This is a genomic window from Methyloversatilis discipulorum (assembly GCF_000527135.1).
In the GTDB taxonomy this organism is placed as follows: domain Bacteria; phylum Pseudomonadota; class Gammaproteobacteria; order Burkholderiales; family Rhodocyclaceae; genus Methyloversatilis; species Methyloversatilis discipulorum.
Map to the genome: position 1 here is coordinate 1,376,126 of NZ_AZUP01000001.1, position 12,507 is coordinate 1,388,632.

The following is a 12,507-nucleotide window of genomic DNA, read 5'->3' on the forward strand; positions in this document are numbered from 1 at the left end:
CGGCGCAAGTTTGCGCGATAGCGGTCGTTAACCCGCGTGTTAACGCACAGCGCATCCCCGGACACCGCAATGGACTTCATCTCCCGCAGCATCCGCAACAAGCTCCTGGTCATCTGCGGCGGCGGCACCGCTGCGCTGCTGGTCGCCGCGGTGGTCGGCCTCGGCGTTGAGTGGTCGGCCATCGACACGCTGACCGGCGACATCACGCGCGCCGAGGCGCTGGCGATCCGCGCCGCCACGCTGAACAAGCTCATGCTGACCGGCGCCGCCTTCGCGGTCGTCGTGGTCGTCGCCTTCGGCCTCTTCATGTGGGCGCTTCAGCGCACCATCATCGGCCCGGCAAAGACCCTGTCGTCCGATCTCGAACGGCTGGCCAGCGGCGACTTCCACCAGCCGGTCGCCTGCACCACGCGCGACGAGCTCGGAGCCATCGCGCAGAGCGCCGAGCGCATCCGCAAGGACCTGGGCGCACTGGTGCTGCAGCTCAAGCAATCCGCCCACTCGCTGGTCGAGGCCTCGTCGGTGGTCGGCGGCGAATCGCAGCGGGTGGCTACCGCCTCGAGCGCGCAGACCCAGGCGGCCAGTTCGACCGCGTCGTCGATCGAGGAGGTGACGGCCGGCATCCGCATGGTGGCGGACAACGCCGGCAACGCGGCGCGGCAGGCCGACGAGTCGCTCGACCAATCGACCCGGGCGCAGACCCACCTGACCGAACTGCGCGGCTCGATCGGCCGCACCGCCAGCGTGATGAACGAGGTGTCGGGCGCTGCCGACGCCTTTGTCGAGAACGCCCGCCAGATCACCGAAATGACGCGCGAGGTGCGCGAGATCGCCGACCAGACCAATCTGCTCGCGCTGAATGCCGCGATTGAAGCCGCACGCGCTGGCGAACAGGGCCGCGGCTTCGCCGTGGTGGCCGACGAGGTGCGCAAGCTGGCCGAGAAGTCCGGCACGTCGGCGGCAGCGATCGACACCATCACGCGCTCGCTGTCGGAGCGGGCCGCCGGTCTGTCGGACGCGCTGACACAGGGGCGCAACGCGGTCGGCGTCGCCGAGTCGTCGAGCGACTCGGCCGCCGGCGTCATCACCGTCGCGCACCACGCCGTATCGGTCGCCGCCGACGAGGTACGCGCCATCAACCGGGCGCTGGAACAGCAGAGCCGCGCCGCCAGCGACATCGCCGGCAACGTCGAGCACATCGCCAGCATGTCCGGACAGAACCAGTCGGCCGTCGACACGCTCGCCAGCTCGGTCACCCACCTGCAGTCCCTGGCCTCCCGGCTCGACGAACTGACCGGGCGCTTCCGCCTGTAACCCCCTGATGCGATGCGCGCTTGCTGCGCCGGCACCGCGATACGTCTGGCGCAGCACGCTGAACGGCCAGGAAACAACCTGCGTCCGGACCCGGCAGGGCGCCAGATTGACGGTGCGTGGCCCCTTTCGCGACACGAACTGCGCAGAACGCGGACTCCCCGGCCGCTGAGCACCTGCCGACCAGGCGATGTGGCGGCGGCGTTCCCGCCGACGGTGCCGACCGATTAACCTGTCGGACAGATCCACCTCCAGAAGGACTGTCGATGGTTTCACCGGGCGCCTGGAACCGCCTGAGGGCGACACTCGTCGCCGAAGTGCGTCAGCTCACTACGCTGCACGCGAGCGACCGCGCCTGGCAGATGCCGTTTGCGGCCGCACTGGCCACCGGTCTGCCGCTGCTGGCCGGCGCGCACTACGGGCGTCTGGCCGACGGACTGGTCGCCTCTCTGGGCGGTCTGGTCTTTCTCTACCTGCCGGCGACACCGCTGTCACATCGCATGGTGTCCCTGATGGCGAGCGCCTTCGGCATGGTCGCCTGCTACGCGCTGGGCGCGCTGAGTCATCTGCTGCCACCGTCGCTGGCGCCGCTGCTGATTCCGGTGCTGACCTTCGTCGCCATCGTCGTCACCATGGTGTGCCGCGTCTATGGCATGGGGCCGCCTGGCAGCCTGTTCTTCGTCATGGCGGCCGCGATCGGCGTCTATACACCGGTCGAACCGGCAACGCTGCCGGCGCGAGTCGGCCTGATCGCGTTGGGCTGCCTGCTCGCCTGCCTGATCGGCTTCGTCTACAGCCTGCACGCACTGCGCCGTCGTGCGCCGGCACCGGTGGTTCCGCCGCCGGCGCCAAGCTTCGACTTCGTCGTGTTCGATTCGGTGGTGATTGGCGTGTTCGTCGGCATTTCGCTGGCGCTGGCCCAGGCACTGCAGCTGGACAAGCCCTACTGGGTGCCGGTGAGCTGCCTGGCGGTGATCCAAGGCGCGTCGCTGCGCGCGGTGTGGAATAGGCAGTTGCAAAGGGTGCTGGGCACCGGTATCGGCATGGTGCTAGCGTGGGGCATGCTGATGCTGCCGCTGGGTCCGTGGAGCGTGGGCCTGGGCGTGATGGCGCTGAGCTTCGTGATCGAGGCGATGGTGGTGCGTCATTACGGCATCGCGGTGGTGTTCATCACGCCGCTCACCATCCTGCTGGCCGAGGCCAGCACACTGGGCCACACCGTGCCTGGCCCGCTGGTGCTGGCGCGCTTCTTTGACACCCTGCTCGGCTGCATCGTCGGACTGGCCGGCGGCATCTGCCTGCACAGCCCTCGCTTCCGCGAGATCGCCAGCGGGCCGCTGCGCCGCCTCATCCCGTCTCGCCTGCTGCGCTGAGCCGGTGCGAGCGAAGCCGGGTCAGGCCTCCGGGTGGCCGGTCTTCACTTTTTCCATCCACTCTTCGATCGCAACCGTGCCGGCGGCCTGGGCACGCGCCGCATCGGCCGGCGGCAGCACGTCCTGCACGAGGTCGATGCGCTTCCACTCGGCCAGCGGCGTTTCGCAGTCGGGACGCGGCACGTAGCGCGAGCGGTCGACGCGCTGGTAGCGGTGGATATAGCGCGGACAGTTCTGCCACAGCTCGGACAGTTCGACGCGGACGACGAAATCGGCTTCGCTGTAGAAGGCCATCATCGGGTCGTCGCGCGACACCGTGGCCCTGCCCTGCACGCGGATACGGTGCGGCTTCTCGAACGAGATGAAGAGCAGGCCGACCTCGGCGTTCTGCGCGATGTTGCCGACCGAATAGAACATGCCGTTGCCGTCGTAGCTCGGGAACACCAGCGTCCTCTCATCGACCACGCGGACGAAGCCGGGGTCGCCGCCCTTGTACGACACCGTCGGACGACCGCGCGCATCGACGGTGGACAGGAAAAACATGTCCATCGATTCGATGAAGCCCCGACTGTCGTCGTCGAATTCGGTGCGGCAGGCCAGTTCCTCGATGCGGTCGGCCATCGCGCGAGTACCGAACTCGTCCTGGAAGCTGCGGTGCTGCGGGTCGTACAGTCTGCTCACGGATGCGTCTCCTCGGGTGGTTCTTGTTGAACACGCAGCATGCCACGAAGCGGCAAAGCGTCGGCACAGGACTACATCGCGCACCAGCCGGTCACATCCGGCCTACCATCGTCTACAGGGATCGATTCCCACCCACAACAGACTGGAGGATCGCCATGAAAACCACGCATCTCGCCGTCGCAAGCCTTGCCCTGCTGCTCGCCGCCTGCGACAAGCCGCAGGATCCGCCGAAACCCATCACTGCCCCGTCGGCCGATGCCGCCGCACCCGCGGCTGATACCGCCGCCCCGGCACTGCCTTCGCCCCCCGCCGCGTCACCGCTGCCCGATGCGCCCAGCCCGAGCGCGACGCCGCCCACCCCGGCCGATACGATGCAGAACGCACCGACCACGCCGAACGGCAAAACCCCGCCCGACACCACGGAGAACGCTCGTCCCATTCCGTCCGGTCAGCCGGCTCCTGCGCCGGCTTCGAGCGCCGCGCCGGCGGACGGCACGGCGGTCGCCGGTGGCGATATCGTGAAGGGCTGGAAGACCTGGCGCTCGGCCGCCTGTGAGCGCTGCCACGGTCCGGCGCAGGAGGGCATGGTCGGCCCGTCGCTGATCGAATCGCTGAAGAAGCTTTCGAAGGACGAAGTACGGCACGCGGTGATAGACGGCCGGCTGGAGCGCGGCATGCCGGGCCACCCCTACCTCGCCGACAAGTTCGACGACCTGTACGCCTATCTGAAGGGGCGCTCCGACGGCAGCATTCCGAAGGTGCGGCCGGAAGGCGCCTGATCCTGCGCGCAGCCGGCGGGCGCATGTCGAAGGAATTGACAACGCCCGCCCGGCGATCGGGCCCGATACAGAAATTTTCATTTGAATCAGCCGCCTGCAAATGCGGCGCGCTTCTTGCACCCGTCCGCGGCATAGCCACCCGCCGGAGATCCGCATGAAAGCCCTGCTGACGATTGCGCTGCTGCTGTGCAGCGGTCTGGTGCGTGCCGCCCCGGTGACGCTGGATTTCGAGGAGCTGCTGCGCGACGCCGTCGTCAGCACCCAGTACGCTGATCGCGGCCTGCTCATCGCGTCGGACTACGGCGCCGTGACCGTCTTCGACGGCTGCTGCGCGGCGAGCGGCGTCAACACGCTTAACGGCGGCGGCTTTCGCGGAATCACGCTCACCTTCGTCGATCCGGGCAACATGTTCCGCCCGGCGGTGACCGACTTCTTAAGTATCACGCTGGGCGACATCGACATCCCCGGCAACGGCCTGACCGCCTACGACCTCGATGGCAACCAGATCGCCCAAGTGCTGTCCGGCTGCGCGACTGCCTTCGCCTGCCCCGGCGATTCACTGTTCGAAACGCTGACGCTGTCGGTCGCCGGCATGCACCGCATCGTCATCGCCGCCGGTGGCCAGCTGTCCGGCAACGCGGCGCAGGGCGAGGCAACGGTGGACGACGTCGTGTTCAACGCCGTCGTCGCCCAGGTGCCCGAACCGTCGGCGCTGCAGATGCTGGCGGCCGGCCTGTCGGTACTTGCCTGCGTCGTGCTGAGCCGCCGTCTGCGCGCAGCGCGCGTCAGTCGCGGAAGGAGCGCCAGCCGCTGATCATCGTCGAAATGATGCTCTGCCGGCTCATGATGTCCTCGCGCAACGCGGCATACACATGGACGAGGATGAAACTGAGCAGCAGCCACAGGCCCAGGCGATGCAGGCTGTGCACCGTCTGGCTGTCGCCGATCAGCCACAGTACCCAGCCGAATGCGACACCGCTCCAGTGACCGTGGCCGGCGCCTTCGCTGTACAGCGCGAAGCCGGTGAAGATCATGAACAGCGTGCCGAGCACGAACAGGAAGAACATCATCACCGCGGCCAGCGGGTTGTGGCCGACGTACTTCTTCGGTCTGTCCTCGAGGAAGAAGTACCAGCGCAGTTCGAACATGACCTCGCTCCACCAGGCGAGCTTGAACAGCGGCGGCATGAAGATCTGCCGTGCGTGCTCGTTGCCGACCAGCGCCCAGTAGATGCGCCCGGCGAAGCCGATGGCGAGGATGTAGCCGGCGGCGAAATGGGCGAAGCGCACATAGCCCATCAGATACATGCCGGCGTCGTCGCCCGGCAGCATCAGGAAGGGCGTACCGATGAAGTAGCCGCTGGCCATCAGCACCGTCATCGCCAGTACGGTGATCCAGTGCCACAGCCGCACCGGTGCTTCATAGACATAGACCGCGTGCTGCGTGCGGCCGCCCTGGGCGGCCTGCTGCATCTGCTCGTGCGAAAGCATGCTGTTCTCCCGAACTCGGTTGTCGCGGCGGCGGCTCAGGCCGCCAGCATCAGTTCGGCCGGCACGCCGGCGCGCAGCGTGCCCCAGTTGCGCTCGCCGCGACGGATCGGCAGCGCGATGTCGAAATACAGCGTGCCGTCGTCGGCCGCGAAGGGCTGCATAAGCAGCGCGCGCTCGCTCTTCGCCGCGCGCTGGGCGATATCGGCCGGCGCCGGACAGTTGCCGGTACTGCCCAGCACCTGCCCCGCCGGATTGGTCACCAGCGCATAGCGCAATGCGCTGACCTCGCCCCTCAATGCGCCGAGCGCGCGCGTGACCTCCGGCAGCGCGGCGACGCGACCGGCTCGCGGGGCGACCTCCTCGCCGTCGTCGTCAACCAGCACGGTGGCAGCACCGGCGACCGCGGCGCTGCATTCGTCGCGGTAGCGGCCGAGCGCGCCGACGATGGATTCGAGCTGGTCGGAGCCGACGCGGAACGAGGCCGCCAGATCCTGGATGCGTTCGGTCGAACGGCTCACCTTAGTCAGGTTCTGTTCGCCATCGAGCATCAGGCTGGCCACCTGGTCGCAGCCGGTATGGATGTCGCTGACCAGCGTATGGATGCGGTCGTTGGTGTCGCTCAGGCTGCGTATCGCGTCGCCGGTGCGGGCGATCCGCTCACCCATCACCTCGTACTCGCCGACCATGCTGCCGAAGCGGCCAGAGGCGCGCCGCACCGCCTCGCCGGTCGCCAGGATGTGGTCGCGGATGTCGTCGGTCTCGCTGCGCGTGCCGGCGACAAGCCGGTTCATTCGGTCGATGTTCTGGCTCACGCCCTCGGTCGCCGCCTTGACCTGCTCGGCCAGCGAGCGCACCTCGTCGGCCACGACCGCGAAGCTGCGGCCGTTCTCGCCGGCGCGCGACGCCTCGATCGAGGCGTTCAGCGCCAGCAGATTGGTCTGGTCGGAAATGCTGCTGATGATCTGCACCACCTGACTGATTTCCGCCGACTGATTCTGCAGCTGCTGCACGGTGCGGTTGAAGGCCTGCACGCGGGCCTCGAACTCATCGACGCGCGCGGCCGCCGACTGCAGCTCCTCCAGCGACACGCGTGCCGCCTGCAGGTGGCGCGTGGTTGCTTCGTCGAGATCATTGGCGTGCTGGCGCGCACTGTCGACCGCGCTGCGCGAGGTTTCGCTGGCGGCGAACACCTGTTCGGCCAGCGCCCGCTGCGACTGCGCGAGACCGGCCGTATCGCGCAACGAGCGCGTCAGGTGGGCGGTATGACAGGCCGCGCCCAGCGTGCCGCGACGCACGCGGAACACCATGTCGCGGACGCGGCCGTCGCGCTCGGCGATGAGCTTGCTGATCGCCTTCACCGGCGAACTTTCCGGCAGCACGAACTCGCTCGACAGATCGTTCACATTGCGTCCGCTGTCGGCCAGCGCATCGGCCATCAGCCCTATCGTGTGGTCCATCTGACGGATGTAGAGCGCATCGGCGAAGGCGATCATCGCGCCGGCGGCACAGGCGAGCAGCGCCGCGGCGCGCGGGTCCACCCAGCCGAAGGCGGCCGCCAGCCCGAACAGCGCGAAGAACAGCGCACAGAAGGCAAAGCTGCCCATGCGCAGGTGATTCGCGCGGCGCAGATCCACGCGCTGCGCCGGTGGAGCGGCCTGCTCGGCCAGGCTGTCGGGCAAGTTCGTCGAGCGCGTTGTCATCGTTATCTCTCCAGCGGTAAGGGGCGGAAGTCGCTGCCGGCCGGTTCTCCTCCAGTGCAGGCAACGACCGACTTTACGGCGTCCGCCGGATCGCCTTGAGCGCCTCAACCTGTCACCAAATCAGTGACAAACGACGTCTGCAAGCCGTTTCGGCCGAACACCACAAACATCGAAATGACATTCCACGGACATGTTCATTCACGCCTCCAGCGCCCCCACAAGGCCGATCGCCCGACGATGACCGTCGGCAACGCGCACGCGCACGGCATTTGCGCATCGCAGCATCCGTAGCGTGTCAAACTGGCCCACGCATTCATTTAATTTTTTGATGGAGGCATTGATGCAGCAGATACTCGTCTATGCCGATTCGCTGTCCTGGGGCATCGTGCCGACCACGCGACGGCGGCTGGACTTCGACCGCCGCTGGCCGGGCGTGATGGAGAACGCGCTCAACGGCGACCAGCGCCGCGTGCGCGTGATCGAGGACTGTCTGAACGGGCGCCGCACTGTGTGGGAGGACCCCTTCAAGCCGGGCCGCAACGGTCTCTCCGGTCTGGCCCAGCGCATCGAGATCCACTCACCGCTGTCGCTGGTGGTGCTGATGCTGGGCACCAATGACTTCCAGTCCATGCACCCGCACACCGCCTGGCACTCGGCCCAGGGCACGGCAACGCTGGTGCGCGCGATCCGCGAAGCGCCGATCGAACCCGGCATGCCGGTGCCGCCGGTGCTGGTCGTCGCACCGCCGCCGATCGCTTCGCCCAAAGGCCCGATCGCCGAGAAATTCGTCGGCGGGGAAACGAAATGCGTCGGTCTGGCCGATGCGCTGCAGGCGGTGTGCAATGAGTTGGGCTGCGCCTTCTTCGACGCCGGTCGCCTGATCAGCGCCAGCCCGCACGACGGCGTGCACCTGGATGCCGACCAGCACGCATTGCTCGGTGCTGCATTGGCCGAAGAGGTCGAACAACTGGGCGTGCTGAGTGCGCGCTGAAGCGCCCGCTTCAGCGCTGCCTGTCGTGTTCCGCGTAGACGTATATGCCGACCGTGAGTCGCCGACCTGCATCGTCGGCTGACCGGGCGCCCGCAGCGGTGTCGCGTTCCAGCGACTGCAGGGCCTTTGCACCCAGTTCCGAAGCCCGGGCATGCAGCGCCGCCGCCGCCGCCGCCGACAGCCCGCGATAATGCGCGCCGCGCTCGAACCACGAATCGCCCTGACCGAGCAGATTGTCGACGGCCGCCATCGCGTGGTCACCGACGTGCAGCGCGAAACGCGCGAGCTGCTCGTCGGCGCCCTCCTGCGGCGCGAAAGCACCGGTATTCAGCACCACCTCGTCGCGCGTATTCAGGTGGGCAATGCCCAGTCGCAGCCACTCGTCCAGCACGGGTCGCGCACGGATGTCCTTGCTCACCGACGCAACCAGCGCTTCGAACGAGGTGCCGCCGCCGGCGCTCGCCAGCCGCGGCAAGGGCCGCGCGCCGCCGGTCGCATCACGCCACGGCGCCTGCCCCAGCCAGCGGCTGATCAGTTGCGCGCCAAGCGACACATTGCGCGGCAGATCAGCGTGCGCGCTGGGCAGACTGCGCAGCCGCTTGACGTCCTTGCGATGCACGCCGGTCCGCAGGCTCACCCGGCTGTCGGTGACCGGTCCGTCGCGCCCCGCATTCTCGAGCGCAACCTGCACGTAAACGCGCTTCAGCAGTTCGACCGCCAGCGGCAAGGTGACCCCGCGCGCCAGCATCAGGCGCACCACCGGGCGCAGCACGGCACGCAGCGTCGACGTCAGGACGGCAGAGCTGGATGGGTCTGTCATTTGCGGGACCGGATTCGGGTGCGCAAAAGTATCCCACAGTCCGGTTAAACAGGAGTACGAATCATTCCCATCATTTCGTAACCGACGGCCGCGGCACCGGGACTGTGCTAGCGCGAGTGCAGGACCTCGACACCGCGCAGCGAACAGATGACCGACTCGATCCGCACCTGCTGCACCGCGTCTTCCTTTTCGCCCAGGGCGCAGACCGACAACACGTGCTCGCGGGCTGAGCGGCAGTGCAGACTGTGCGCGGCGACCCGCTCGCCGAGCAGATGAAGGGGCCCGGCACCTGCACCCAGCGTGAGCGTGTCGAAACCGCGCGCCAGACCTTCGCCGGTGGCTTTCACGTAGGCCTCCTTGGCCGTCCAGTGGATCAGGAAGGAGCGCTCGGGGTCGCTTTCCGCCATCACGCGCGAGCGTTCGCTCGCCGTCAGAGCGGCCTGCATCACCTGCGGCATCGACACCCGCATGGGCACCGACTCGACGTCGACGCCCACCGGCGCGCTGCCGCACAGCGCCAGCGCGACATGGCTGTCGCAGTGGCTGATGTTGAAGTGCAGCGCATCGCCTGCAAGCACCGGCTTGCCGCCCGCCTCACAGGCGAAACTCGGGGCGTGCCCGAGCAGCGCGCGCACTACGAGACGCTTCAGCGCGTGCGCTGCAATGAAGGCGTCGCGACTGGGTGGGCGCAGGATGACGCGCGCGCGGCGCTGTTCCTCGGGCACCAGCACCGCGCGTTCGAGCTGGCGCAGGCTGACCGCATCGTAGGCCGCCATCGGCGATACGAACACCCGCACCGTGCCCGAGGGAAGCCTGTGCACGGTCAGGCTGCCTTGGCGCGCGGACCGCGCGCGGCCAGTTCGCACAACAGGGCGGCCATCGCGGCACGCTCGGTTTCGACGAAGAAGTGGCCGCCCGGATGCATGTGCAGCGCAAAGCGCCCGGTGCATTCATCGCGCCAGCCGAGCAGGCCGGACAGCGGCACGCGGTCGTCGTCGAAACCGCCGGCGGTGTTCAGGTCGATATCCAGCGGCGCCGCCCGCGCGTAGTCGTAGCCGGCGATCAGTTCGAGATCCTGCTGCAGCACCGGCAGCATCATGTCGATCACCGCGTCGTTGTTCAGCACGCTGTCCGGCGTGCCGCCGAGGTCGCGCAGATACTCGACCAGATCCTCACGCCCGAAGCGCGGCAGCCCGAAAGTGCGCGGATGCGAGGGCGCGATGCGGCCCGACATCAGCGCCGCAGCCGGCAGCGACCGGCCACGCCGGCGCAGCGCGCGCAGCAGTTCGAAGGCGATCAGCGCGCCAAGGCTGTGACCGAACAGCAGATCGGGCTGCACGCCTTCGGTGACCAGCGTCTGCACCAGCCCGTCGGCCAGCGCCAGCAGCGACGACGGCATCGGCTGGCCGTAGCAGCGACCGCGCCCGGGCAGTTCGAGTGCCAGCAGCGTCAGCTGCCCGTCGAGCAGCGGCTTCCAGGCGAAGAAGGACTGCGCACTGCCACCGGCGTAGGGCACGGCCAGCACCACCGGTGCACCGGCACCTGCGTCGCAGATGCGCACCAGCCGCCCGGCGGACTCAGGCGGCATCGAGCGCCACCGCCACGTCGATGACGTCGAGCCCGCCTTGCTGGTGCAGCTGCTTCATCAGGCTGCGCTGCACCTTGCCACTGGTGGTCTTGCGCAAGGTCGCCGGTGCGATGAACACGATGTCGGCGATGGCCACGCCGTGCTCTTCCGACACCGCGCGCCGTACCTGCATGCGCAGCGCCTTGCCGATCTCCGGCAGTGCGCGCTTCAGTTCGCGGTCGGCTTCGATCACCGCGACCAGCCGGCGTTGCTCGCCGCGGTCATCCTCGAACACGGCGCAGCTCTGCGGCTTGATCAGCGGGTGCGACTCGACGATGGTGTATTCGACGTCCTCCGGGTGCAGGTTGCGGCCATCGACGATGAGCAGGTCCTTCATCCGCCCGCACAGATAGATCTGGCCGTCGTCGGCACCGATGAAGCCGATGTCGCCGGTGCGCATGTAGCGGCGCCCCGACTCGCCGGCGATCTCGGCGCCGAAGGTGGCCGCACTCTGCTCCGGCAGCTGCCAGTAGCCCAGCGCATTGGTGTCGCCCGACACCCATACCTCGCCCAGACGATCGCATCCGAGCCGCGCGCCACTTGCCGGATCGACGATGGCGACCTCGATCTCGTCCGACGGCAGACCGCAGCCGACCACGGTGCGTCCGCTGGCGCCGAGGTCCTCGCGCACGCGACCTTCGGTCTCGGCCGCATGCGCGTCGATGCTGCGCACGCGCGGCATTTCGCAGACCGGGCCGCCAGACACGAACAGCGTCGCCTCGGCCAGCCCGTAGCACGGCAGCATGGTGGTGGGCCGGTAACCGAGCGGGCCGAAGGTGGCGGCGAAGCGTTCCAGCGTGGCCGCGCGCACGACGTCGGCGCCATTCAACGCGATGCGCCAGCTGGACAGGTCGCAGCCTTCGAGCCGGCCCGGCTGCCAGCGCTGGGCCGCCAGTTCGTAGGCGAAGTTCGGCCCACCGGCCAGCACCGCGCGGTAGCGCGAGATCGCGTCGAGCCAGATCAAGGGCTGGCGGACGAAGGTGTTCGGGCCCATCAGCACCGTTTCGTTGCCCAGCATGACCGGCAGCAACTGGCCGAGGATGAGGCCCATGTCGTGGTGGTGCGGCTGCCAGAACACGGTGTTCGACGTGTGATCCAGCACCCAGGCCGTACGCATCATGCGCAGATTGGTGGTGATGTTGAGCTGGCTCACCATGACGCCCTTGGGATGCGAGGTCGAGCCGGAGGTGTACTGCAGGAAGGCGATGCGCTCGTCGGCCGGCGGCGGCACGATGCCGGCTGCGGTCGCTTCATTACGCAGCATGTCGGTCGCCAGCCAGGCCAGCGGCAGGTCGGCGTCGACCGACAGGATGTCGCGCAGCCCCGCTTCCAGCGACGACACGGTGAGCGCGCGCCGGCAACCGCAGTCGCGCAGGATGCGCAGGCAGCGATCGACGCGCCGCCTGCTCGGCAGGTTGAGCGGCACGGCAACGCGCCCCGCCAGCAGGCAGCCGAGGAAGGCGACGATGAAATCCAGACCGGCCGGATAGAACAGCGCGACCCGGTCGCCCGGCCCGCCGTGCGCAGCCAGCACGGCCGCGATCGCCGTACTGCGCCGCCAGGCGTCGCCGTAGGTGAGCAGGTCCTCCTCGCGGCCGTGCTCGTCGAGGAAGCGGAAAAGCACGCGCTGCGGGTGCCGCGCCGCACGGCGCTGCAGGATGTCGGTGACCGACAGCGTCGACACCTCGTCGTAGAGGCCGGCAGCGAGATCGTCGGTTTCGATGCGCGCGTACAT

The 12,507-nt window shown here is 68.3% G+C and carries 12 protein-coding genes; 5 read left to right on the plus strand and 7 right to left on the minus strand.

Annotated elements, in window-relative coordinates; genetic code table 11:
- Positions 1-69: 69 nt before the first annotated feature.
- Together METFAM1_RS0106275 and METFAM1_RS0106280 are read left to right on the plus strand one after the other, a co-directional pair.
- Positions 70-1,314 carry a methyl-accepting chemotaxis protein gene (locus tag METFAM1_RS0106275; protein WP_019918752.1) on the plus strand — a complete coding sequence of 415 codons (1,245 nt, stop codon included), beginning with the start codon at positions 70-72 and terminating at the stop codon, positions 1,312-1,314.
- Positions 1,315-1,577: 263 nt separating this feature from the next.
- On the plus strand, positions 1,578-2,684 hold the full coding sequence (locus METFAM1_RS0106280; protein ID WP_019918753.1) for an FUSC family protein: 1,107 nt from the start codon (positions 1,578-1,580) through the stop codon (positions 2,682-2,684).
- 21 nt (positions 2,685-2,705) lie between these two features.
- Here the strand turns inward: METFAM1_RS0106280 and METFAM1_RS0106285 are convergent, their stop codons facing one another.
- On the minus strand, positions 2,706-3,365 hold the full coding sequence (locus METFAM1_RS0106285) for a pyridoxamine 5'-phosphate oxidase family protein (RefSeq protein WP_019918754.1): 660 nt from the start codon (positions 3,363-3,365) through the stop codon (positions 2,706-2,708).
- Positions 3,366-3,520: 155 nt separating this feature from the next.
- Here METFAM1_RS0106285 and METFAM1_RS0106290 point away from each other — a divergent pair, with 155 nt between their 5' ends.
- Positions 3,521-4,144, plus strand: coding sequence for a c-type cytochrome (locus METFAM1_RS0106290; RefSeq protein ID WP_019918755.1), 624 nt, complete (start codon positions 3,521-3,523; stop codon positions 4,142-4,144).
- Between the two features lie 154 nt (positions 4,145-4,298).
- Positions 4,299-4,958, plus strand: a complete 660-nt coding sequence (locus METFAM1_RS0106295) for a PEP-CTERM sorting domain-containing protein (RefSeq protein ID WP_019918756.1) — start codon at positions 4,299-4,301, stop codon at positions 4,956-4,958.
- Here the strand turns inward: METFAM1_RS0106295 and cybH are convergent.
- A complete protein-coding gene (gene cybH, locus METFAM1_RS0106300; RefSeq protein WP_019918757.1) occupies positions 4,930-5,634 on the minus strand; it encodes a Ni/Fe-hydrogenase, b-type cytochrome subunit in 705 nt (234 codons plus the stop codon). The genes METFAM1_RS0106295 and cybH overlap by 29 nt on opposite strands.
- Positions 5,635-5,669: 35 nt before the next feature.
- Positions 5,670-7,334 (minus strand): methyl-accepting chemotaxis protein, encoded by a 1,665-nt coding sequence (locus METFAM1_RS0106305; protein ID WP_019918758.1) that lies wholly within the window; start codon positions 7,332-7,334, stop codon positions 5,670-5,672.
- A 340-nt stretch (positions 7,335-7,674) separates the two neighbouring features.
- Here METFAM1_RS0106305 and METFAM1_RS0106310 point away from each other — a divergent pair, with 340 nt between their 5' ends.
- A complete protein-coding gene (locus tag METFAM1_RS0106310) occupies positions 7,675-8,325 on the plus strand; it encodes an SGNH/GDSL hydrolase family protein (protein WP_024300520.1) in 651 nt (216 codons plus the stop codon).
- Positions 8,326-8,335: 10 nt separating this feature from the next.
- On the opposite strand, the gene METFAM1_RS0106315 is transcribed toward METFAM1_RS0106310, so the two are convergent.
- From METFAM1_RS0106315 to METFAM1_RS0106330, 4 genes are all read right to left on the minus strand, one after another.
- Positions 8,336-9,145: a DUF6502 family protein gene (locus METFAM1_RS0106315; protein ID WP_019918760.1), complete on the minus strand. Its 810-nt coding sequence runs from the start codon at positions 9,143-9,145 to the stop codon at positions 8,336-8,338.
- 107 nt (positions 9,146-9,252) lie between these two features.
- Entirely contained in the window at positions 9,253-9,966 is a 714-nt protein-coding gene (locus METFAM1_RS0106320) for a 4'-phosphopantetheinyl transferase family protein (RefSeq protein WP_232419667.1), read from the minus strand.
- A 2-nt stretch (positions 9,967-9,968) separates the two neighbouring features.
- Positions 9,969-10,733, minus strand: a complete 765-nt coding sequence (locus METFAM1_RS0106325; RefSeq protein ID WP_019918762.1) for a thioesterase II family protein — start codon at positions 10,731-10,733, stop codon at positions 9,969-9,971.
- Positions 10,723-12,507, minus strand: coding sequence for a fatty acyl-AMP ligase (locus METFAM1_RS0106330; RefSeq protein WP_019918763.1), 1,785 nt, complete (start codon positions 12,505-12,507; stop codon positions 10,723-10,725). The genes METFAM1_RS0106325 and METFAM1_RS0106330 overlap by 11 nt, the downstream gene beginning before the upstream one ends.